Annotated in this window: 13 protein-coding genes and 1 other RNA gene; 3 read left to right on the forward strand and 11 right to left on the reverse strand. The window is 68.9% G+C overall.

Annotation, left to right across the window (positions count from 1 at the left end; genetic code table 11):
• The 8 genes from ACWGR4_RS14100 to ftsE all read right to left on the reverse strand — a co-directional run bounded on the left by ACWGR4_RS14100 (nucleotide 1) and on the right by ftsE (nucleotide 13748).
• Nucleotides 1-5238, reverse strand: a complete 5238-nt coding sequence (locus ACWGR4_RS14100) for a hypothetical protein (RefSeq protein WP_452129995.1) — start codon at nucleotides 5236-5238, stop codon at nucleotides 1-3.
• Nucleotides 5235-8141, reverse strand: coding sequence for an SNF2-related protein (locus ACWGR4_RS14105; RefSeq protein ID WP_452129996.1), 2907 nt, complete (start codon nucleotides 8139-8141; stop codon nucleotides 5235-5237). Before ACWGR4_RS14105 ends, ACWGR4_RS14100 begins: the two co-directional genes overlap by 4 nt.
• A gap of 119 nt (nucleotides 8142-8260) precedes the next feature.
• Nucleotides 8261-9352, reverse strand: a complete 1092-nt coding sequence (locus tag ACWGR4_RS14110) for a serine/threonine-protein kinase (RefSeq protein WP_452130005.1) — start codon at nucleotides 9350-9352, stop codon at nucleotides 8261-8263.
• Between the two features lie 262 nt (nucleotides 9353-9614).
• Nucleotides 9615-9984, reverse strand: a transfer-messenger RNA (tmRNA) gene (gene ssrA / locus ACWGR4_RS14115).
• A 144-nt stretch (nucleotides 9985-10128) separates the two neighbouring features.
• On the reverse strand, nucleotides 10129-10608 hold the full coding sequence (gene smpB, locus ACWGR4_RS14120; RefSeq protein WP_126643611.1) for an SsrA-binding protein SmpB: 480 nt from the start codon (nucleotides 10606-10608) through the stop codon (nucleotides 10129-10131).
• Nucleotides 10609-10665: 57 nt separating this feature from the next.
• On the reverse strand, nucleotides 10666-11925 hold the full coding sequence (locus ACWGR4_RS14125) for a M23 family metallopeptidase (RefSeq protein WP_452129997.1): 1260 nt from the start codon (nucleotides 11923-11925) through the stop codon (nucleotides 10666-10668).
• 171 nt (nucleotides 11926-12096) lie between these two features.
• Nucleotides 12097-13002, reverse strand: a complete 906-nt coding sequence (ftsX, locus tag ACWGR4_RS14130) for a permease-like cell division protein FtsX (RefSeq protein WP_078977037.1) — start codon at nucleotides 13000-13002, stop codon at nucleotides 12097-12099.
• 56 nt (nucleotides 13003-13058) lie between these two features.
• Nucleotides 13059-13748 (reverse strand): cell division ATP-binding protein FtsE, encoded by a 690-nt coding sequence (ftsE, locus tag ACWGR4_RS14135; RefSeq protein ID WP_078977036.1) that lies wholly within the window; start codon nucleotides 13746-13748, stop codon nucleotides 13059-13061.
• Between the two features lie 236 nt (nucleotides 13749-13984).
• Here ftsE and ACWGR4_RS14140 point away from each other — a divergent pair, with 236 nt between their 5' ends.
• Nucleotides 13985-14167, forward strand: a complete 183-nt coding sequence (locus tag ACWGR4_RS14140; protein WP_380002701.1) for a hypothetical protein — start codon at nucleotides 13985-13987, stop codon at nucleotides 14165-14167.
• A gap of 458 nt (nucleotides 14168-14625) precedes the next feature.
• Nucleotides 14626-15603, forward strand: coding sequence for a hypothetical protein (locus tag ACWGR4_RS14145; protein WP_452129998.1), 978 nt, complete (start codon nucleotides 14626-14628; stop codon nucleotides 15601-15603).
• A gap of 330 nt (nucleotides 15604-15933) precedes the next feature.
• On the opposite strand, the gene prfB is transcribed toward ACWGR4_RS14145, so the two are convergent.
• The 3 genes from prfB to ACWGR4_RS14160 form a co-directional block, all read right to left on the reverse strand.
• Entirely contained in the window at nucleotides 15934-17046 is a 1113-nt protein-coding gene (gene prfB, locus ACWGR4_RS14150; RefSeq protein ID WP_126643607.1) for a peptide chain release factor 2, read from the reverse strand.
• Nucleotides 17047-17083: 37 nt separating this feature from the next.
• The gene (locus ACWGR4_RS14155; RefSeq protein ID WP_452129999.1) at nucleotides 17084-19141 is read right to left on the reverse strand and encodes a protein kinase domain-containing protein; all 2058 of its coding nucleotides are present in this window, start codon (nucleotides 19139-19141) and stop codon (nucleotides 17084-17086) included.
• 149 nt (nucleotides 19142-19290) lie between these two features.
• Nucleotides 19291-20865, reverse strand: coding sequence for a serine/threonine-protein kinase (locus ACWGR4_RS14160; protein WP_380002699.1), 1575 nt, complete (start codon nucleotides 20863-20865; stop codon nucleotides 19291-19293).
• 314 nt (nucleotides 20866-21179) lie between these two features.
• Between ACWGR4_RS14160 and ACWGR4_RS14165 the strand changes: the two genes are divergently transcribed.
• Nucleotides 21180-23804: an FHA domain-containing protein gene (locus ACWGR4_RS14165; protein ID WP_452130000.1), complete on the forward strand. Its 2625-nt coding sequence runs from the start codon at nucleotides 21180-21182 to the stop codon at nucleotides 23802-23804.
• Nucleotides 23805-23848: the final 44 nt, after the last annotated feature.

Here is a 23848-nt window from a genome sequence, read left to right on the forward strand (position 1 = left end):
TCACACAACCGAATCAGCGGCTGGTACTTCCTGCTTGATCGGACCCCACTTTCCAGCAGCCACAGCCAAATCCAAACGAGCCTGAAAAGCCGAATGCGCCTCTCGCATCTCCCGCTCACGGTCAGCCCTATAGAAGGGGCCGCCGTATCCCTCGGGGGGCGAAGCGGATCGAGGCGCATCCAGATGCTTCAAGAGCTGCTCATAGTGCTGCTTGGTCTGCCTATATCCAAAAGCGTCATGACTTTTTGCGATTTTCCTGCCAGCCGAATCAAAATACGTTTCTGATTCGTAGCCAAATAGGACTGGATATCGACCTTGATAGATTGCCGAGATTTGATCTGCCGTGATTCCCAACCAAACGGCAATCAAGGCATCGATTTCGACCATGACGGCTCGGCGCTCAAACTCACTACGCAGCGGCGAACTAGGATCCCAAACTTCTACGAGGCCCGCGCATAGGGGCGCACGTTTGGCGAACGGCCACTCAACCGCCCAGCCTTCTTCATTAGGCCAAGTTGCTTCAAACAGTTCATTCCAGAGCGGGGCGTAAGCTTGCGTAAGGCAGTTTAGGCGTAGAGTCCTGATCAGGAGGGCATTTGCCAACGGATGATCAGGTACTGGGGCAGGCATCTTCATTGCCTCGGCCACCTGAAGAGCGGAACGCCCGGTGATACGAAGAAGGTAGTCCAAAGGCAATGATGCCCAAAAGCCGGCAGCAAGAACGGTGGCGCGGTTGTCACGCAGAGCCATTGAATAGATGGCGTGAACATGCGAAGGGCCGGGAGGAATAATGGCGGCAAATAGTGAACGCTCCGTGTCAAACGGAATCATAGAGCGCCACGCGAGGCGAAAGTATTCCGTATTCGGTCGACCGTTCCAATTGTCTTGGACTCTGCTAAATACTTCCCTAGAACATGCTCGCTGATAGTCCGTTGCGGGAACACCATCCGGAGGGAGCGTTGTTAGATCGACAAACTCTCCAGACCGCCCCATGTCGGGGGCCTGCTTGGAGAACGGTGTAGCGTTCGAGAAATGAGGGCCTCGGAGAATTACGTCAGACCAATTGCTCGGAGTCGAAACACCGCGTCGAATGATCCCGGATTCTTTAGCTCCTTTCTCGTGAAGACCTGATGTAATCTGCGGATGGAGAGCTTGCAAGCGATATGATTCTGCGAATCGACCGAGTGCCGCCTGCTCTCGACTTGAGATCGGATATAGAAGCGGAGTCTCATCCGAAGTCCATTCTGGATCACCAAATAGCTTGCGCCATTCGCTCAGAAGCCGGTCGTTCACATGGATTAGCCGCTCTCTATGAGCGCGCGCATCCCATCGGCCCTGATAGCGCATCCCAGGACTCTGTTGGGATGAGTCATCCTGGAAGGAGGCAGTTAGCGCTATAGCACTAAAGAGCCAGCTCGCGTGAATGAAAGAAACTTCACGTTCATCACCGTAAATATTGATTCCAAATTGGCGCGTCACGCGAATCTCTGGAAAAATTGCTCCTAGGTTCGAGAAATGAGCATGCACGCGGAGCCGTCTGTAGCAATGCCTCCTGAGATTCCCCTCTCTAACTCCCCCAAAATGGGTATCTGGGTGAATCAGGCCCGCCCTTCCTTTACGGCCCGCCAAATTTGCCCAGACTCGAACCATGAATGCCCGGTACAGGTCCGGCTGAGTCCCCGCCAGGAGCACGTATGTGCTCAAGTTTCCGATAAAAGATGTCAAGCCGATACTTTGTGAAAGCTCAAATGCATAACGTTCCTTATATTCAGCATTCTCGAGGATCTTCTTTTTCTTTTCACGCCATTGTTCAACTTCCGCATCTTCCGACAATGTAAACCATGGATCGAATTCGGCCAGTACGGACGATTCATCCCAAGTAGGCCTTACCCAAGGCGGATTACCGACCTGCAAATCGAAGCCGCCGTCCCGCGTGAAGATTAGCCCAAAGTTCAGCTCCCAATGGAAGAATCCCTGCGCCTGCGCGATGTTTTCGACAGTCGCGAGCCACGGGAATCGGTCTGGCAAATCGTGGTCCGGATCCATCGCCATGTAGCCTGGGAGATCGTCCTCGTATTGCTCCAAGTCGGCCAGGGAATCGAAAGTCTCGATCAGCGTGCCCGCCTGCACGTCGCTGCTTCCCAACAACGCCTCGGCGAAGTCCAGCCAGTCGGCGAAGTCCTTGAGCGGGATGGTGGGCCGACGAACCGGCTTGAGCGGCTTGGGCTTCTTTGGGTTCTTCGGCGGCGCCTTCCCAACCGCGACCAGGTCGACGAAGTCCTCGTCCTCCGCAGGCTCGCTGAATATCGTCGTCTGCTCGTTGTCCGCAACAAACAGCGCGGTCTGCTCCGAGAAGCGCGGCTCGAAGAGCGGCAACGCCTCACCAACCGGCGCGATCGGACCGAACTGCGGCAGGTCCAGCAGGCCCAAACCTTCGACTCGCTCATAAACCCCGGCCGTGCCATCCAGCAGCCCAGCCTTGTCCAACGGCCAGAACCACAGCGCGCACCACGTGTCCATCAGCGTCTTCAGCCGCCAATACGGCGTCCCCTTGGCCTCGAAGAGGTCCTGGTAGACCTTCTCCTTCGCCACCGGGTGCTCCGGCCGCCGCATGAACGAGAACTCCGGCGAATCCGGATCCGCCCCCCACACGTCGACCTTCCGAGCGATCTCCCGCTCCGAGATCTCCATCCGCTTCAGGACCAAGTCCCACAAGAACTCCGCCCGCCGGGCAACCGCCTGCAACCGCGCGAGCTGCGACTTCTGCCCACCAGTCGTCGTCGGCGCCTTGAGGATGCCCTTCTTCCACTTCGCCAACTGCTCGGCCTGCTCCGGCGCAAGCGCCTTCGCTTCCTTCTCCCCCGCGACCGCGGCCCACCCCACGGCGGGCAACAAGAACTGGTGCACCGCGCCCTCGGGCAACCCCTGCCGCTCACCGTCCTTCAAAAACGGCAGCTCCGTCGGCGGCAGCGTCCCCTTCGCCTTCAGCCAGGCCTTGGCCTTCGACGCCACATCCGCGCCCGAATAGACCGCCCGCCGCCCGCCGATCAGCGAATTCCCACGCCGCAGGTGCAGCCCGAACCACGGTGCCCGCATCCCCGGGTGCATCGTGTTCAGCCACAGCGACACCTCGGCCAGCTCGACCCCCGTGGCGTTCAGGTCCACGCCGTAGGCGTTGTGCAACGCGATGTACGCCTTGACCTTCTGAAGCTCCTCCAGCGCCTTCGAGGTCGGGACCGAGACGCCCAACTCCTCCTGACGCCGCTTCAAATACTCGGCGGCGACCTGATTGATCGCCTCGTTCAGGAAAGCCCCCGACCCCAGAGCCGGCTCGCAGATCTTGTACTTGAGCAGATCCGACGCGGGAGTCTTGACGACCTCACCCGCCTCGTCCTTCTCCTGGTCCAACCGGTGTTGCAGAGTCAGCTCGACCGTCACCTTCGTCAACGACTCCGGCGTGTAATACGAAGCCGACGTCTGTCGGTCCCGGCCCGCCAGCCGATAGACGAAGCAGCCCTTCGCATAGCGCTTGCGCCCGCGCAGCCCCTTGCGGTTGTCCTCGTCGCCGTACTGGACGAAGACCTCATCCGCGTACTGGTCGATCCTCGACTGCGGCACCATCCACGAGCCGTCCTTCGGATCGCCCTTCTTCGCGACCTCGTACAGCTCCTCCTCGGCGATGAAGCCGGTGTACGACATCAAACCCTCGTACACGGCGCCGAGTTGGTTGATGCCCAGATTCCGGTACGAGATGAACCCGCCCCGTTCGCCCCGCTTGCCCTTCTTCATCGTCAGCAGCCGCAGCACCTCGTGCAGCGTCTCGTTGCGCAGCCGCAGGTCCACCACCCGGTCGTCGTGCGTCGCGACCTCGCGCCCGATCAACGTGATCGAAGAAGGCTCGAACAGGGTCGATCGCAACGGCTCGAAGCGCAGCCCTCGCTCCTCGCTGCGACGGGCCGCCTTGGCTTTCCGAGTCTCCTCGTCATCCCCCGGAAGGTCGTCGCCCTCTTCCTTGCCGCGTTCACGGTGGCCGAAGTTGACCTTGGTGAACAGCATGTCCAGCGACTCGTACAGGTGGAACCCGTCCCGCGTGCGCTGCTCGGTCAACTCCGCGTCTCTGGCCACGAGTTCACGCAGTCGGGCCATCGAGTAGCCGGCCTCGTACGTGTCGTCATCCGCCGGCAGGATGCCCAACTCCGGGCGGGCCTCGGCATAAAGCAGGAACAGGATGCGGTACAGGTACCGCAGCGACTCCTCCTTGAGCTGCCTGGCGATCGGCTTGCCGGGCTTCTCCACCAGCGCCGTCGAGACATCGGCCGCCTTCATGCGGCTCAGCACCTCGTTGGCGATGACCTCGACCGAGCGTTGCAGGCCGTGCCGCAACTCGCTGGAGACGCCGACCGCGTTCTCCGCCGAAGCCTTCAGCAACGCGTCGATCGCCGGGCCTTCGCCGTTCTCCCCAGGCGTCAACATGTCCCGGCTGAACAACGCCGAGATCAGCGCGAGTTCGCCGCCCTGCGAGCGATCGTTGCGATGGAACGCGGCGTCCAGGTTGGCCGCGAGGTAGCGGCCCTCTCCCCAGGAGTTGCGGTCGGCCAGCACGATCACGCCGCCGATCAGCAGCACAATGAACCGCGGCGGCTCGCCCTCCACGCTGCCGAGGTTGCTATGGAACAACCACGACGCCAGCGCGCTGCCCGTCTCGTACCGCTCGGCCGCCGTCACCGGCACCGGATGCAGCAGCCGGCCCGCGCCGCTCTCGTCCAGCGCCGAATCGAGCTCGTGCGCCCACCCACAATCGACCGCGAGCACGCCCTGCCCGCTGTACGCCACGCGCACCGCGTGCGTACGCCCGGCCCGGTGCACCGCGACCTCGACCGGTTCCTCGGGGGCCTCGAAACCCAGCGCCCGCAGGACTGCCCCGTGCCACCCGGCAAGCTGCTTGACCCACCCCGGGTCCCCGTAGGTGAAGGCACGCTCCGGCGACTCGCCGTCGTTCCCATCACCCGTCGCCACCGCCGCACGTGCGGCCAGGAAACCCCGCACCTCGTCGGTCAGGTAGACACCACGCAACGACCTGAGCATCTGACGTGCCGTCAAGCGCTGATCGTGCTCATCGCCCTCACGCCGGGTCCAGGCGTCGAACAGACCCTTCTTCAGATCCGCCCCGAGGCGCTCGGCGAAGTAGTGCGCGGAGAAGTACTCGCCGCGGTTGCCGATGGAGTCGAACATACTCATGACTGGTTGCCCTCCAGGACCGCGAGCAGCCGCAGCATCGGCCGACCCTTCGTCGTCAGCGACTTCACAAGCTCCCGCCGCCTGGCGAGCGCACTGCCTTGGGTCCGCTTCTCCTGCGCGCCCTTGATCGCGTACAGCTCGTCCTGCCGCCACACGAGCCGCTTCTTGTACGGTGCGAGCGTCTCGGCAATCGCGGCGTCGTAGTCGCCGCTGCGCCGCTCCAGCCATGCCGCGGCGGTGTCGATCGCGGCCGGGACCATCGCCTGCAAGCCTGGCAGATCGTTCGGTAGTGACCGACCCGGCATTCCGGCGCCCACTCCACCGCGAGCCAGCGCCTCGACCATCGGCTCGACGCGCAGATCACCGGGCCCGCTGCCGGTCACCGCCATCCACTCGACCACGAGCGGGCGGCCGAGCGTGTTGGAGTACATGCCCTGAACCAGGAAGACCGGCTCGTCGACCTTCGCGGCGAGCACGGGCGCCTCGTGCTGACCGATCCGCACGAGCACCTTGTCCATGATCCATTCCATGACGGGATGGATGTCGGTGAGGTAGGACACGTTCGGCCACAGCGTGTCGGATCGGTCGCGGGCCGCCGCCAGTCGGGACTGCGCAAGTTCCTTCGAGAAGGTGACCCGCAACCGGCCCGGCCGGTCCTTGGCCCCGAGGATGTTCTGCTCGCTCAGATAGGAGGCAGGCAGCGACTTGAACCGGTAGGCGAGATCGCGGGGCGGTTCGAACGCGATCGTGCCGTTGTCCTCACGACGGAGTTGCAGATCGTCGGCCGCGTTCGTGAACACCTCGCGCAGCGCCTGGTCGAAGTAGTCCTGCGTGCTGTCGAACAGGGTGGGGATCGCGGCGCGCGGAATCTGCGCGTGTTGCGGGGCCGCACCCACTTGGGCCAGCAGGTCGCCGAGGAACCCGGCGGCGGACTGTCGGGAGTCGGTCAGGGACTGTTCGACGGTCTTGCCCGCGATGAGGTCCTTGATCAGCCGCCGCTCCTCCTCGTCCGCGCGATACAGCCCGGTGACCGCGTCCGCGCTTCCCTCGATCTTGTGTGCCTCGGCCTCTCGGGCCAGCAGGCGCTCGCCCACGAGCCGGTCGTCCAGCGAACGGTTCGGCTTCCAGGGCAACTCGCTCGTGAGCACGAGCGCGCGAAACTTCGGGCTGTGTCTTTGGCCGTACCGGTCGATGCGGCCGTTGCGCTGCTCGATGCGAATGAGCGACCACGGCAGGTCGTAGTGGATGAGCAGGTGGCACTGTTGATGCAGGTTGACGCCCTCCGACGCGACGTCCCCGGTGAACAGCAGCCGCACCGGGTCGTCCCGCAGCCCGAACTTCTCAACAATGGCCATCTGTTCCTGGTCGCTGCTGGTCTCACCGTGCATGACTTGGACGGCACCGCCGAAGGCCAACCAGGGCCTGACCTTGTCCGGGCTCTCCGCCGCTTCGGCGAAACCGAGCGCCTGCGGCACCGCCGTCGACAACCAGCGCAGTGTCGGGATGCGTTCGGAGAAGACCACGACCCGGGTGTCCGAACCGGGGCCGACCCCGAGGGCTCGTAGCTCCGCGACGAGAGCGCGAAACTTGGCGGAGTCGTCGTCGCGGATGTCTTCCGCGAGGCCGCCCAGGTGTTCCAGCGCGGCGCGTTCGGTCACCGTGGCGGCGTCCTGGCGATCCTTGATGGTCTTCAACCGGGTGTCGACGGTCGCCTTGAGCGCCACATGCGAGGACAGGAACGACTTCAGCAGCGTGTACGGGAACAGCTGATTGTTCTTCGGGGCCGCAGTGGGCGAGCCGTCGACCGGCATCCATCGGGCGATCAGCTCCGCGAAGACCGCCTCCTCCTTGGCGCCCGCCGCCGCGTGGACCGGGATCGAGGGGCCGCGGTCCGCCCAGGCACCCTTGAGCGAGTCGCGCACCTCCGGCGTGGTCTTGGTCCGGCGGATATAGAGGTGGTCGAGGTCCTTGATGTCGTACCGGCCGGTGTCGGCGATGGCCGCCGGGTCCAGCAGCCTTATCAGCTCGGCGAACGACTTCGCGTCACCGTTGTGCGGAGTCGCCGACGCCAGGATCAACGCGTCCGTGCGCGGCGCGAGGGTCTTGGCCAACTCGTTGCGTTGCGAGCCTCGGGTGATCAGGTTGTGCGATTCGTCGATGACGACCGCGTCCCACGTGGTGTTCTCCAGGTGGTGCCGGTACAGGTTCTCGTTCTTGAGGGTGTCGACCGAAACGATGACGCGCTTGAAATAGGCGAACGGATTGCGACCCGACGGAATCTCCTGTTGGACGCGCTGGATCCCAGTGGAGTCGAGCCTGACCAACGGGATCCCGAAGCGGGTCCACAACTCGCGTTGAAACTGTTCGAGCACGTGCTGCGGAGTGACCACGAGGATTCGCTCACCGCGCCCTCGGCGAATCAACTCGGCCAACAGAATGCCGATTTCCAAGGTCTTGCCGAGGCCGACCACGTCCGCGATCAGCAGCCGGGGTTGCGGGTTCTCCATCGACAGCGCCAGCATCGCCGGCCGCAACTGGTGAACCTGCCGATCCATCAGGAAGTGATCGTCGAAGGCGAGCCCGTGCTCGGTCTGCGGCAGGAACGACTTGCGCACCACGGCTTCGAGGTACAGGCGGGCCCGACGATGGTTCGGTGAGTCGTCCGGGATCAGCCGGGTGGCCTTCGGATCCAGCGGCTGGATCACGTCGAGACCGGAGTAGAAGACGGCCTCGGTGTCCCGGACGAAGTCGGACACCCCGGTGACCTTCAGCATCCACCCGTCCCGTGTCATGGTGGCCGTACGGATGAGCCAGCGCTCGTCGCGGACGATCACCTGAGCGCCTGGCGCGAATCCCTCGGTCTCGTCCACCGGGTGATCCTTTGCCGTCACGTCCACGCTCACGCGTCGCTCCACTTCACGTCACTGCACAGGGATGTCGAAGGGCTGGTCGACCGGATGTCGAAGGGCTGGTCACTCCGATTATCGCGGCCGGAGCACTGCCGGGAAGAAATCCGATTCGGTCAGAGCCCGGCGCGCGGCCGGTAGGCCTCGCGCAGCCTGTCCGCGACGGCCTTCGGGGCGCCATCCGGCCGCCATCGGCCGTGCGGTCGTGCGGCGACCCGCGGCGGCTGTGGAGGTATCTCCTCCGCCGACCGCGCCTCGACCTTCACCGCAGGGTGGTCCAAGGCACTGGGCACCGACACAACCGGCACGATGACGGCGTCCTCGGTGTACACCTTCGTCGCGCCGGGGGCAGGCACCTCGATCGTGGCCGCACCGACAAGGCCCGCGGTTCGCGCCACCAACGCCTGGCGTGCCGCTGCCGGCGTCGAACCGCACTCGGCGATCAGCCGTGTGCAGAACGTGGTCACCTCGTCCAACGTGGGCCGATCGGCGGCCTTGTGCGCCAGCATGCGTTTGATCAACGGACGCAGCGCGTCGGGCACTCCCGCGAGATCGGGCTGCTGATCCGGATTGACCACCTGCGCCACCACCGCCGCCCAGCCGACTCCCTCATATGGATAGTGCGCGGTCGCCGCGTACAGGAGAACCGTTCCGAAGGCGTACACGTCGGCGGCGGCGGTGACCTTCGGGTGGCCGGATGCCTGTTCGGGCGGCATGCACCGCACCGTGCCGATGATCGTGCCGCTCTGTGACAGCGAAGAGCGCCGATCGGCGAACGCGGCGAGGCCGAAGTCGATCACCACCGGGCCATGCGCGCCGAGGATCAGGTTCTGCGGCTTGAGATCGCGGTGGAACAGGCCCGCGCCGTGTACCGCCCCGAGGCCCTCGGCCAGCAGCGCGCCCAGGCTCGCGACCAGCAGCACGGGCAGGGTTCCCGACTCGGCGATATGTGCGTCGAGCGTGTGACCGGAGACGAACTCCATCGCCAACCATGGACGGTCGGCGAACGGATCGGCATCCAGGAAGCGTGCGACGCGGTTGGTGTTGACCACCGTGCGGGCGACCTGAGCTTCCTTCTCGAAGCGGGCCCGAGTCTTGGGGTCGAGTTGATCGGAGCGAATCACCTTCACGGCCACCGGGTCACCCGCGGGTGAGTGGCCAAGGAATACCTCACCCATCCCCCCGGAACCCAATCGGTCCGCGATCACGTACGGACCGATGCGCGCGGGAATCCCGGTCAACTGCCGTCCTTACGTCTGAACGAGCCTCATCCGACTCGATCGAACCCCTGCCGACATGGCACAGGGTAGTTGTGAACGCCGCGCTGTGCATGGCTTTCGTACCGCTCACAGTCTCACGACGCCCGCAGTACCCGCGCTCACGGCGACCGAGGCAGGCGTCCGCGCGCGACGACATGTGAACACGCGAGAAGACCCGGTGTGCGGACACACCGGGTCTTCTCGTCAACAGGGGTGGAGGTGGCGGGAATTGAACCCGCGTCCTACGGTGCGGAACCAGAGCTTCTCCGAGCGCAGTCCACAACGATTTTCTCGGCCCCGGTGTTCACGTGGACAAGACACCGACGGGCCCAGTTACTGTTTTTTGTCCCGAACGACCCCGTAACCGGGTCGGGCGGTGAAGTCCCCTAGATTATGCCAGGGTCCGGGGCGGGGACGCACCCGGTCTGACACCTTCGGATACTCGCTTAGGCAGCGAGGGCGAAGGAATCGCGCTTGGTATCGGCGATTATTTGTTTGCGACATATGGTTAACGAGATCATTGTCGCTTCCTCGGCTCGCTTCCTCTACTTCGACAGCCGCAGTCGAAACCGATCACCCCCTATTGAATTTTCAAGCAACCACCCGAGGGTGTCCTGCTCGAACGGCCCGACTCGCCACACATGCTCGAGCCGAACCAGGCACATCGTACGGTCCAACGTCGGACCGGTCCACTTCATTCCCCGCCGGTCACCCTCGCCGCCGGTTCACTGCCGACGGCCGCGCACGTACTTCGACATCACGCGCTCCGTCTCCCGCTTGTCCTGCTGTTCGCGCAGGGTCTGTCGTTTGTCGTAGTTCTTCTTGCCCTTGGCCAGCGCCAGTTCGAGCTTCGCCCGGCCGTCCTTGAAGTACAGGCTCAGCGGCACCAGCGTGTGACCCGTCTCCTGGGTCGACTGGACCAGCTTGTCGATCTCGTGCCGGTGCAGCAGCAGCTTCCGCTTGCGTCGCGCCGTGTGATTGGTCCACGTGCCCTGGGAGTATTCCGAGATGTGCACGTTGTGCAGCCACACCTCGCCGCCGTCGATGCTCGCGAAGCCGTCCACCAGGGACGCCTTGCCGGCCCGCAACGACTTGACCTCGGTGCCGGTCAGCACGAGCCCGACTTCGAGGGTGTCCTCGATCAGGTAGTCGTGCCGCGCCTTCTTGTTCTGGGCGATGAGTTTGCGCCCGATCTCTTTCGCCATGATCCCTGCATTCTCGCGCATGGCCGCAAGCCCATTACCCCGGAGCCGGCCCGGCCGTCACAACCACAGTGCCGGGTCGACGAAGTCGCCGTCCACCAGCACCTCGAAGTGCAGGTGCGCGCCGGTGGACCAGCCCGTGTCGCCGGAGCGGCCGACCTGGTCGCCCCGGGCCACCCGCTGCCCCTCGCGCACGGTGATCCGGGACAGGTGGTTGTACGTCGTGGTCAGCGCGACGCCGCCGACCCGCCCGTGGGAGAGCACCACACGGTAGCCGTACGCCGCGTTGTAGCCGGTCTGCACCACCGTGCCCTCGCGGGCGGCGGCCACCGCGGTGCCCTCGGGGACCGCGAAGTCGGTGCCGGTGTGCAGCTTCGTGTACTCCAGGATCGGGTGGTAGCGCATCCCGAAGCCCGAGCTGATCGCACCGCGGACCGGGTAGGACAGCGCGCCGCCCGTGACCGAGGAGGACGTCTGCGGCCCGGCGCCCCGGGCGGGCGCGTTGCTGCGGTTGACCAGCTCCGTCAGCCGCTTCTGCTCGGTGCGGATCGCCTCGTAGCGCTGCTGGTCGGCCGCCTTCTCCTCGCGCGCGGTGGCCAGCGCGCGCTCACGCTGCGCGCCGAGCGCGGTCACCCTCGCCGCCGCCTCGGTCGCGGTCTTCTCCAGCGCGACCACCTCGGCCAGGTTCCGCCCGGCCTCGGCGTGCCTGCGCCGGGCCTCCTCGCGGCGCCGCTCCAGCTCTCCCCGGCGGGCGTCCACCGCGTCCCGGGTGCGCTCCAGGCGCGCGATGGTCTCGTGGTCCGCCTGCACCATGCGCCGATAGCTCTCGAGGCTGCTCAGCAGCTCCGCGGGGGTCTGCGCGCGCAGGATCATCGACAACTGCGCCATCTGCCCGCCGCGGTACGCCCGCCCCACCAGCTGCGCCACGTCGTCGCGCACCGCCTGGGTCGCGGCGGCCACGTCGCGCAACTCGGCCTCCGCGGTGGTCACCGCGGCCTCCGCCAGCTCCACGGCGTGGCTCAGATCGGCGGTACGGGCCTGCGCCTCGGCCACCTTCGCCCGCGCTGCGTCGGCCGCGGCCCGGGCCCCCGGCGCGGCCGCCTCGGCCTCGGCGTACGCCTTCTCCGCCGCGGTCAGCCGGGCCAGCGACGCGTCCAGGTCGGCCCGCATGTCCCGGGCCGCCACATCGGCGCGCTGCTTCCGGGCCCGCACGTCACCGTCGTCGTCGCCGTCCGCGTACGCGGGCACGAAACCCACCGCGGCGGCCGTGATCACCACGAGCACCGACAATCCGAGTCGCCTGGTCCGAATTCTGCGCATGATCACAAGAAACGCGGAATGCACACGAATCGCCACTGAACACACCGGTATGGAAGTAATACGAACTCACACGAAACCCATCCGGACGCATACAGACGTTCGAGAGCCCCGCCGCGCCGTGGCGCTGCGGGGCTCTCGGGCCGCTCCGGGTACCCGGTGTTCGCCCGGTGCTCAGACCTTGAGGTATTTCAGCAGGGTGAAGAACGACGCGATCGCCGACATCACCGCGCCGAACACGATCAGCCACGGCAGGGTCATCAACACCGGACCCCAGCCGATCAGATCGAACGCGCTGAACTGCTGACCGAGCCCCTGTTTCACGCCGAAGTAGAACCCGGCGCTCAACAACCCGGTCGCCATCAGACCGCCCAGCAACCCGGCGATCGCGGATTCCATGATGAACGGCAATTGGATGTACAGGTTCGACGCGCCGACCAGGCGCATGATCCCGGTTTCCCGACGGCGGCTGAACGCGGACACCCGGGCGGTGTTGACGATCAGCAGGATCGCCACCAGGAGCATGAAGACCATCACCCCGAGCGCCGCCCATTGCGCGTTCTTCAGCAGTTTGAAGAACGGCTCCAGGATCTTGCGCTGGTCCTGGACGGACTGCACGCCCGGACGCCCCTGGAACGCGCTCGCCACCACCTGGTACTTGGTCGGGTCCTTCAATTTGACCCGGAAGGACTCCGGCAGCTGATCGGCGGTCACGCTGCCGGAGATCGGCGATTCCTTGTTCTGCTCCTTGAAGTGCTGGAACGCTTCCTGCTTGGTCTCGTAGTAGGTCTTCTCCACGAGCGGCATCCGGCTGAGTTCCGCGCGGAACCCCTCGCGCTGCTCGTTCGAGACCTCGCCGCCCTCGCAACCGGGCCCGTGGTCGCTCTTGCCGCACAGGAAGATCGAGACCTCGACCCGGTCGTACCAGAAGTCCTTCATCTCGTTCACCTGAACCCGCAGCAGCAGACCCGCTCCGGCCAGCGTGAGGGACAGCGCGACACTGACGATCACCGCGATCGTCATGGTCAGGTTCCGGCGGAGACCGACTCCGATCTCCGAGAGGACGAACTGGGCGCGCATGATGTCCTAGTCGCTAGGGGCGCGGCCGGACTGCCGCGCCGGGGTGGTCCGGTGGATCAGTGCTGGTAGCCGTACACGCCGCGAGACTGGTCGCGGACGAGTCGGCCCTGCTCCAGCTCGATGACGCGCTTGCGCATCTGGTCCACGATCGCCTGGTCGTGCGTGGCCATCAGGATCGTGGTGCCCGTCCGGTTGATCCGGTCGAGCAGCTTCATGATGCCGACGCTGTTCTGCGGGTCGAGGTTGCCGGTGGGTTCGTCGGCGATCAGGATCATCGGCCGGTTCACGAAGGCCCGGGCGATCGCCACCCGCTGCTGCTCACCACCGGACAGCTCGCCGGGCATGCGCTCCTCCTTGCCGCCCAGCCCCACCAGGTCCAGAACCTCCGGTACCACCTTGCGGATCGTGCCCCGAGGCTTGCCGATCACCTCGAGCGCGAACGCGACGTTCTGGTACACCGTCTTGTTCGGCAGCAGGCGGAAGTCCTGGAAGACCGTGCCCACCTGGCGGCGCAGCGCGGGCACCTTCCAGTTGGACAGTCGGCCGAGGTCCTTGCCCGCCACGAAGATGTTGCCCAGGGACGGCCGTTCCTCCTTGAGGACCAGCCGCAGGAAGGTGGACTTACCCGAGCCCGAGGACCCGACGAGGAAGACGAACTCACCCTTCTCCACTTCGAGGGAGACGTCGTGCAACGCGGGGCGCGGCTGCTTCGGGTAGGTCTTGCTGACGTTGTCGAATCGGATCACGGTTGCATCACGGTGCGCCAGTGTAGGGGGCAGGGCATGCAGCTGGGGGCACAGAGGAGGCCAAGGGACCACACCGTCGGGAGCCGGGCGCCCAGGCTCGAACGGAGTGGTCGTCGGGCATGGCCATTCCGTGAGTGTAAGCGGCACAGTGGAGGGTGACGGGAACTTCCCGCCGCGTCGTGAGCGTTATGTGTATCGATGCGTGATAGCGGAGCAATCGAGGCGGAGGAGTCGAGATGACCTTGGACCGCCTGGTGTGTGCGAACTGCGCCGGACTGGTCACGGAGGGTCGTTGCCCGACGTGTCGAGCCAGTCGCGAACGCCTCAGGGGCTCCGGCGGGATCAACCCCGCGATGGTGGCGGCACTCGCCCTGCTCGTCCTGGCGTGTGCGCTGCTGCTGGCCCGCGTGGGCGGCTGAGCCGCCCCGAGCGCGCCGGCGGCCGGGAGAGACCCCGGCAACAGCCGAGACCGGACACGACGAAGGCCCTGGGTGCCCCCAGGGCCTTCGCGCTGTGCAGCGGCGCTCCGCGGCTTCCGGAACCCGAACCCGCCCTTGCCGGCAGCTGTCCGGCGCGGACCGATCCGAGCGGGCGCCCCGTTCTCGGGCCGGGCACAGGGCCCGACCGCGTACCGCGGGTGCCGCCCACCGCCCCCGGTTCCGGGCCGACCGTTTCACAGACGCACTCGCGATGACCGCGGTGCGCCCGGCTCGGAACGCCGGGACGGCGGATTCAGTGCCCCGGCACCGCCGCGCCGGGGCACAAGTCTTCGACTCAGGCCGCGGGGGCCTGCTGGCGGCGCCGAAGCCGCGCGGGGAGCACGGTGAAGGTGAAGCCACCGGCCGCCATCGCGGCACCGCCGACGATCAGGAACGCCATGTTGGCGCCGGAACCGGTCTCGGCCAGTTCCTTCTTCGCGGCCTGCTGCGCCGGCGCGGTGTCGCCGCCGCCGAAGTCGCGGACGGGGGCGTTCTGCTGGTCGTTGCCGCTGCTCGTCCGGGTGTTCCCGTCGCCGCCGCAGTTCAGGTCCAGCCCGCCGGAGGCGTGCGTGGCGTCACAGGTGTTGCCACCGGTGCTGCCGCCCGAGTTGCCCTTGCTGGTGTTGCCCGAGCCGCCCGAGTTGCCCTTGGTGGTCCCGGCCGAGGTGCCCGACGACGTGCCCGTCGAGGTACCGGCCGAGGTGCCCGAGGACGTACCGGTCGAGGTGCCGGTCGAGGTACCCGTGGAGGTACCGGCCGACGTGCCTGTCGAAGTACCGGTCGAGGTGCCCGTCGAGGTGCCGGTGGACGTACCCGTCGAGGTCCCGGTCGAGGTACCCGTCGACGTACCGGCCGAAGTACCGGTGGAGGTACCGGTCGAGGTGCCGGTGGAGGTACCGGTCGACGTGCCGGTCGACGTGCCGGTCGAGGTACCCGTGGAGGTACCGGCCGACGTGCCGGTGGAGGTGCCCGTGGACGTGCCGGTCGAGGTACCCGTCGAGGTGCCCGCGGACGTTCCCGTCGAAGTACCGGTCGAGGTACCCGTCGACGTACCGGTGGAGGTCCCCGTGGAGGTCCCCGTCGAGGTGCCGGTCGAGGTGCCGGTGGACGTGCCCGCCGAGGTACCGGTCGAGGTACCCGTGGACGTACCGGTCGACGTGCCGGTGGAGGTGCCCGTCGACGTGCCGGTCGAAGTACCCGTCGAGGTACCGCCCGGACCACCCGGGCACGTGTGCGTCTGCTCGCACCCGTCGTCCGGCGAACCGCCGTCCGTCGCGCTCGCCACGCCGGCGACCGCGAAGGACGCGCCCGCCGCGAACAGCGCAGCGGCGGCCATCCGAGCCGTCCGGACGCGCATTTTGGTTGACATCAATTAACCCCCAGTTGGATGAGATCCCCGTATCCGCGCCGGCGCGGGTGGGGTCCCAAACGCCGTTGGGCATCACCCGACGCGCGTCCGTGCCATCTGTCGATGCGCTTCGGACTCCCCTGATCGGATGCGTCGCGGTAATGCCGCTGTTCAGACTGGTAACCGGGCGGATGCCGCGTCAAGGGCGTTCGGAGAGGGTTGCGGGGGTTAATTCCGATTCGCCGCGAAAATCGGCGCGAAAGCGCAACGCCACACGGCCCGGAACCCCCACCGAATCGTGGGCGTCCCGGGCCGTGATATCGACTTGTTCACCGGAATTTCCGGCGGCCGGTCTCGGCTACGCGGCGGCGGTCTGCTGGGTTTTGCGCCAGCGGATACCCGCCTCGATGAAGCCGTCGATCTCGCCGTCGAGCACCGACTGCGGATTGCCGACCTCGAATTCGGTGCGCAGGTCCTTGACCATCTGGTACGGGTGCAGGACGTAGGAGCGCATCTGGTTGCCCCAGGACGAGCCCTCGCCCTTGAGCGCGTTCATCCGGGCCTGCTCCTCCTGGCGCTGCCGCTCCAGCAGCTTGGCGGAGAGCACCGCCATCGCGGAGGCGCGGTTCTGGATCTGCGAGCGCTCGTTCTGGCAGGACACCACGATGCCGGTCGGGATGTGCGTGATGCGCACCGCCGAGTCGGTGGTGTTGACGCCCTGGCCGCCGGGACCGGAGGAACGGTAGACGTCGACCCGCAGTTCGGACTCGTCGATGTCGACCCGGTCGCTCTGCTCGACCACCGGCAACACCTCGACGCCCGCGAACGAGGTCTGTCGGCGGCCCTGGTTGTCGAACGGCGAGATGCGCACCAGGCGGTGCGTGCCCTGCTCGACGGACAGCGTGCCGTAGGCGTAGGGCACCTTGACCGCGAAGGTGGCCGACTTGATGCCGGCCTCCTCGGCGTAGGAGGTGTCGTAGACCTCGGTCGGGTAGCCGTGCCGCTCGGCCCAGCGCGTGTACATCCGCAGCAACATCTCGGCGAAGTCGGCGGCGTCCACACCACCGGCCTCGGAGCGGATGGTCACCAGCGCCTCGCGCGCGTCGTATTCGCCGGACAGCAGGGTGCGGACCTCGAGTTCGCCGACCGCCTTGTGCACCGCCGCGAGCTCGCTCTCGGCCTCGGCGCGGGTGTCCGCGTCGTCCTCGGCCTCGGCCAGCTCGAACAGGACGTTCACGTCGTCGATCCGGCGGCGCAGGTCCTCGACCCGGCGCAGTTCGCCCTGGAGGAACGACAGCCGGCTGGTCACCTTCTGCGCGGCCTCGGGGTCGTCCCACAGATCCGGCGCCGCCGCCTTCTCGTTGAGAGCGGCCACGTCGGCCCGCATCTTGTCGAGGTCGAGGACGGCCTCGATCGACCCCATGGTCGACTCGACGGACTTGAGCTCTTCGGAAGGATCAACGGCAGCCACGCACCCATCCTAAGTGGACGGCGGCCCGACTCGGGACTCAGCCCGTGTCGGGGGTCGACGCAGCGCCTTGCAGGCGGCCGTTGTCGGCACGGACGTACACGTCGACCCGGTCGGCGCCGACGGCCGCCGCGGCGGGGGCGTCGGCGCTGGCGGTGTTCGGGTCGACCGGCCGCCAGCCGCCCTCGCCGGGCACCGCGCCGAGCAGTCGCCCGTTGCCGTCCCGGGCCAGCACGACCAGGCCCCGGGCCTGGCTCCAGGCGGCGGCCGGGCGCGCGGACGCGGCCAGGTTGACCCGCTCCGGCTCGCGCCAGGTGCCGTCGACGCTGGTGATGTGCAGCACCGCGTGGTCGCCCGCGCGCACCACGAAGGCGTCCAGCGTGCCGGGGCCGCTCGCGGTCAGCGCCGGCGCCGCCTCGATCCGGCCCGCGCTGGGCACCGTGGTGAAGCCGCTCCAGCCGCCGCCGGTGAGCGACCCGGCGGCCAGGCCGTCGCTCGCGGTGCGGGCCACGATGTCGATCCGGTCGCCGGTGGCCACCGCCGCGGGCGCGCCGGTGAGCCTGGTCTTGGCGTCCGTCCTGGTCCACTCGCCGAAGCGGCCGTCGGCGAACGTGGCGCGATACAGCAGCTTGTCGCTCGCGCCGACGGCGAACACGTCCATCCGGCCGGGTCCGGTGGCCACCGCCGCCGGGTCGTCGGTGGTGCGGAAGGTGGGCAGCCTGCGCCATTCGCCCCAGCGCACGCCGTCGCCGGAGACGTACCAGAGTCCGCCGTCGCCGTCGCGCTGCACGAGGTAGCTGCGGTCCGCGTCGACCCGGGCCGCGGCGGGGCCGCCCTGGAGCAGCACGGGCGCGGCGGGCAGCGGTGCGAACGCGGCCCACGCATAGCTGCCGGGGGCCCGCTGCGGGGCCGGTCCCTCGGAGCCGCGGGTCGGTCCGGGCGCGGTGTCGGTGGGCGATCCGGCGCTTTGTCCGGCGGGGCGGGCCGGGTTGTCGTCGTCCCTGCCCAACCACATCGCGCCCGCGCCGATCACGACCACGGCCAGCACGCCGCCGAGCACCGCGACCCACCGGCGCCGGCCGCCGCGCGCCGGTTTGCCGCGCCGGTGCGACTGCACCGGGACCGCCTCCTCGAACACCGGGCGGGTCAGGTTGGTGTGCGTGTCCCGGCTGCCGTCGGCGGCCTCGGAGATGCCGGAGACCAGCGGGACCACGCCGGCCGGGCGCGGCACGGGGGTGTCCTGGCGGCCCGCGGTGCCGTTGGGGTCGGGTACGTCGAACGCGGGCAGGCCGATCAGCGCGGGCAGGGCCGAGCGCAGCCGCTCGCCGAACTCGCGGGCGGTCAGCCGCGCGGCGGGCGCCTTGGACAGGCACGACGCGAGCACTGCGGCGAGCGGGTCGGGCAGGCCGGGGATGCCGGGCACCGGTTCGGTGACGTGGCGGCGCAGCACCGCGCCGGGGTGTCCGCCGCCGAACGGCGTCCAGCCGGTGAGCAGTTCGTACAGGACGGTGGCCAGCGCGTACACGTCCACCGCGGCCGTCGGTTGCAGGCCCTCGATGATCTCGGGGGCCAGGTAGTCGGGCGTGCCGATGATCCGGGTGGCCCGGGTACGGCGCGGCGCGTCGACCAGGCGGGCGATGCCGAAGTCGGTGAGTCGGGCCCGGGAGACCCCGCCCGAGGTGTCGATCAGGATGTTCTCGGGCTTGACGTCGCGGTGGATCACCCCTTCCGCGTGTGCGGCGGAGAGGCCGTCGGCGACGTCGGCGACGATCGCGGCGGCCAGGCGCGGGGTGAGTACCCGTTCACGCTCCAGCCGGGCCCGCAGGTCGGGGCCGATCACCAGGTCCATCACCAGGGCGAGGTCGGTGCCGTCGACGACCAGGTCGTGCACGCCCACGATGTTGGGGTGGTCGAGGCTGGTCAGCGCGGTGCGCTCCTGCACGAAGCGGGCGACCAACACCTGGTCGGACGCGAGGTCTTCGCGCAGCAGCTTGATCGCGACGGGTCCCTCGGGGCCCTCGCCCTGCCAGACGGTCCCGCTGGCGCCGCGCCCGAGCACCTTCAGGGCGACGTATCGGCTACCGATCTTGCGTGCCAAAGCAGCTCCGTGGACCCAGCGAGCGTGGTGCTCACAGCGGACTTCCCCGACCGCACCCTACGCGGCCGACCCCCGAATGCGGGGACCGTCGGGCAGGACGGCGTGTACGAGGCCGTCCTCGACGTGGGCGACCGGGGGATGACTTCGCGTCAGTTCTTGCCGCCACCGCCGCTGCCGTCGCCCTTGTCGCCGCCGTCGTTGCCGGTGACGAAGTCCTTGACGTCGTCGTACCAGCCTCGAACGGTATCGAAGGTGTCGATGGCGGAGTTCACCCAGTCGTGCAGCGGGCTGAACCAGTAGACGGCGAACAGGACCGCGGCGATGATCACCAGCCGCAGCAGGCAGCCGACGCCGCAGCCCACGCCGGGGATGCTGGTGAGTCGGAACCGCCGCCGGCGCGGCTCGCGTTCGCGGCGGTCGCGCGGCTCGCGCTCCCTGGGCTCGTCGGGCTCGCGCACGGCGCGCGGTCGGCGCCGGGGCTCATGTTCGGCCGCCTCGTCGCGGCGGTAGCGCGACGGCGGCGGTGGGGGCGGCGGCGGGCCGGGATCGGCCTGCGCGGGCGGGCCGGGCCGGCCGTGCTGCATCGGCTCGGCGTAGGCGGGCGGCGGGTGATGCGGGGCCTGCTGGGCCGGTTGTTGCCGCGTGGGCGGCGGTTGTTGCGGTTGCGGGTAGCCGGGCGGCTGCGTGCTCATCACCCGGGTCGCGTTCGGCGACGCGGGCGGTACGGGCGGCGTCGGCGGCGGGGTGGTCGGCGCGCTCGGGTAGCCGGCCCGGGTCTGCGGGAGCGCGCGGGTGGCGTCGGCGGCCCCACCGCCACCGGCTCGGGCGCCGAACGCGCTCGCGGCCAGCACCTGTGCGATCGAGCCGTCGTCGGGTCGCGCGCCGGAGACCACGTCGGCGGCCATCCGCAACGCGCGGCCGAGACCCGCCGCGTCGGGCCGCACCTCGGGCTGCTTGGCCAGACAGCGCTCGGTGATCAGCCAGTAGGCGTCGGGCATGCCCGCCGGCCGCGCCGGGATCTCGGTCAGGTGGTGGTGCAGCAGCGCGATCGGGTTGGTGTCGCGGAACGGCGGGTGTCCGGCGACCAGTTCGTAGAGCACCACGCCCGCCGCGTAGACGTCCACGGCGGGGGTGAGCGGGCGGCCCTCGGCGGTCTCCGGGGCCACGTAGCTGGGGGTGCCGACGAGTTCGTGGGTGCGGGTGAGCGCGGGCGAGTCGGCGAGCCGGGCGATGCCGAAGTCGGTCAGCATCGGGTAGAGCGAGTCGCCGTTGCGGGCCAGCATGATGTTGGCCGGTTTCAGGTCGCGGTGTATCACGCCGTCGGCGTGTGTCACGCTCAACGCGTCGCAGATCTGAGCCATCGTCAGCGCCGCGGGGGCGGCCGGGAGCGGGCCGTTGTCGCGCAGGTAGGTGCGCAGGTCGGGACCGTCGATCAGGTCCATCACCAGGGCGAGCGTCTCGCCCTCGACGACGAGGTCGCGCACGTGTACGAGGTTGGGGTGGCGCAGGTTGAGCAGCAGTGAGCGCTCGCGCAGGAAGCGGGTGACCACGTCCGGGTCGGTACCCAACTCCTCGCGCAGCACCTTGACCGCGACCACCTCGCCGGAGTCGCGCACGCTCGCGCGCCAGACGGTGCCACTGGCTCCGCGCCCCAGAGTCTCCTGGAGCAGATATTTGCTGCCGACCGGCCGGTCCACGCCGCTCCCCACTGTCCTGTCCGCCACCTGGGCGGTGGTGCCGGGTTGCCTCCCACCCTAGGTGGTACTCAGGTACGGACGCATCGACCGCAGGTACGGTTCGGCCGGCCGGGTCGAACCTTGTCCGATCGGGTTCTCGGCGGATACTCGACACGGGGTCGACGTCGGGGGGTCGGCGCGATGGGGTCGGGGCCGCTCCCGTGTTCGGGCGATTCGCCGGCGACCCGGTCGTTTGCGGTCGAAATTCGGACAAGAACCTTCGTCCGTCCGGCCGTGGGCGACATGACGGTCGTGGGTGCGAGGATGCCTCTTGTTTTCTGCTCGGAGGAGGGAGGGCGCGCATGCAGATCCGGCTCACCGTGCACGGACCGCAGCGGACCGGACCGGGCGCCGACGTGCTCGTCACCGCGCCGTCCGGAACGACCTTCGCGGGGATCGCGGGCGCGCTGCGGACCGCCTCCGGCACCGACGGCCAACGTTTTTGGGTGGGCGACGTGCGGCTGCGCGACGACACCCCCGTGGGCCGACCACCCCTGGTGGACGGCGCCCTGATCACCGTCGACGCGCTCGGCTCTCCCTCCCCCTCCGCCGGGTCCGCGCAACTGCGGGTGGTCGGCGGGCCGGACGCGGGCGGCGTGCACCTGCTGCACCAGGGCGGGGTACGGATCGGCCGCGCGCCCGAGGCCGAGGTGCGGCTGGGCGATCCCGACCTGTCCCGGCTGCACGCCGAACTGTGGATAGAGCCCGGTCGCATCCGGGTCGCCGACCTCGACTCGACCAACGGCACCACCGTGGACGGCATGCCGGTCGGGCGCGAGCCGGTAGACCTGCCGCCGGGATCGCTGCTGCGGGTCGGCGAGTCCACCCTGCAGACGTTCCTGCCCCAGCCCTACGGCTCGCCCGACGATGCCTCCGGCGCCCCGGCGCGAGCCGACGGCACCGGCCACATCGAGGTCCGCCGGGTCGCCCGCGCGCAGTTGCCGGTGCCCGCCCGGGCCCGTTTCGAACTGCCCGAGGAGGCACCGGGGCGGCGGCGCCCGTTCGCGCTGCGCCGCCGGGCCGGCGGGACCGAGCGCGAGACGATCGAGGCGGCGGCCCGCTCGGCGCTGCTCGACGAGGTGCGCTGGCGCCGCGACCGGTCGCCCGACCCGGCCACGCTGCTGCTCGACGCGCTGGCCACCGGCGAGCCGGGTCCGGTGGGCCGGTTGTGGGAGCGCGCGGCCGGCCACCCGGAGGCGCTGAGCGTGCGCCTGGGGGTCGGCGACCTGCCGTCGCGGGTGACCCTGGTGGAGCCGCCGACCTCGGCCGGCGAGGGCGCGGAGCGCAGGTTGACCGCGTTCTCCGTACCGGTCACCGTCTCGCTCGAGGACACCGTCCTCGGCCTGGCCGGGCCGCGGCTTCGGCTGCTCGGTCTGGCCCGCTCGGTGGTCGCCCAACTCGCCGGGCTGCACGGGCCGCAGGACGTCGAACTGGTCGTGCTGTGCGCCGACGGCGCCACCGCCGCCGACTGGTCCTGGGCCCGCTGGTTGCCGCATCTGCGGCCGGGCGAGGGCCAGGACTGCCGGCTCCTGGTCGGCCTGGGCCCGGAGCAGGTGCTGGCCCGCGCCGGCGAGCTGCTCGATCGCATCGACACCGCCGAGCGGGTGCCGGTCCGACGCACCGTGGTCGTGCTCGACGGCGCCGGCCGACTGGCCGCCCGGCCGGAGATCGTCCGGCTCCTGGTCGAGGGCCCCGCGGCCGGCGTACACGCGCTGTGCCTGGACGAGCGGGCCGAGGACCTGCCGGCGCAGTGCTCGGCGGTGGCCCACGTCACCGGCGAGGTGGGCACCCGCATCGACCTGATCGGACCGGGCACGCGCCGATTGACCGACGTGGTCGCCGACGCGGTGTCCTCCGCGTGGGCGGACCGCTTCGCCCGCGCGCTGGCCCCGTTGCGCGAGGCCACCCGCCGGGTCACCTCGCCGCTGCCCGAGTCGGTCCGCCTGCTCGACCTGCTCAACCTGGATCTGCTCACCCCCGCCAAGCTGCTCGCGGGCTGGCGCGAGGCGGGCCACTCTCCGCGCGCGGTGCTGGGTTCGGACGCGCGCGGGGCGATCACCGTCGACCTGTCCACCGAGGGCCCGCACGTGGTGATCGGCGGGGCCGCCCGCTCGGGCCGCTCCGAGTTGTTGGCCTCCGTGTTGTGTTCGCTCGCGGTGGCGAACCGGCCCGACGAGTTGGCCATCGCGCTGGTCCGGGGCCCCGAGGGGCTGTCCGACCTGCCGCATGTGGTGGGCTCGCCGGCCGACGCCGACGTCTCGGCCACGGGCGACGCGATCGCCGCCGTGCGCGAGGAGTTGGACCGCCGCGAGGGGCTGCTGCGCGGCACCTCGTTCGAGGCGTACCGGACGGGCCCGGGCGGGGCGCTGCCCCGGCTGGTGGTGGCGGTGGACGACATAGACCTGCTGGCCGAGACGTACCCGGGGTGCGTCAAGGGCCTGGCCGACGTGGCCCACCGCGGCGGCGCGCACGGCGTACACCTGCTGGTGACCACGGGTCGGCCCGCCCGGAGCCTGGAGATCGAGGCCGCGGCGGGCGCCGAACTGCGGATCGCCCTGCGCGTGGACGATCCGCAGTCCTCCCGCGTGCTGATCGACGTCGAGGACGCGGCGGGCGTGGACGAGGACTACCCGGGCCGGGGTTTCGTGCGCGGCCGCGACGGCGCGGTGATCCCCTTCCAGGGCGGCCGGGTGACCGGCCGAATGCCGCGCACGGCAACCCTGCGCCCCACCGTCGTGCGCCAGGAGTGGCAGGAGATGGGCAACCGCCTGGCCCGCCGCCCCACCCCGGTCGGCGGCGGCAACGGCCCCACCGACCTGGCCCTGCTCACCGGCGCGGTCCGCCGCGCCGCCGAACAACTGGGCACCCCGTTGCAATCGCGCCTATGGCCCAGAGCCCCTTTGCACCTGACCCAAAAGGCCCGGTAGCCACAAGCCCGGCAGCCACCAACCCCCACAGGCCGAATCGCCGC

The organism is Embleya sp. NPDC055664, assembly GCF_053618075.1.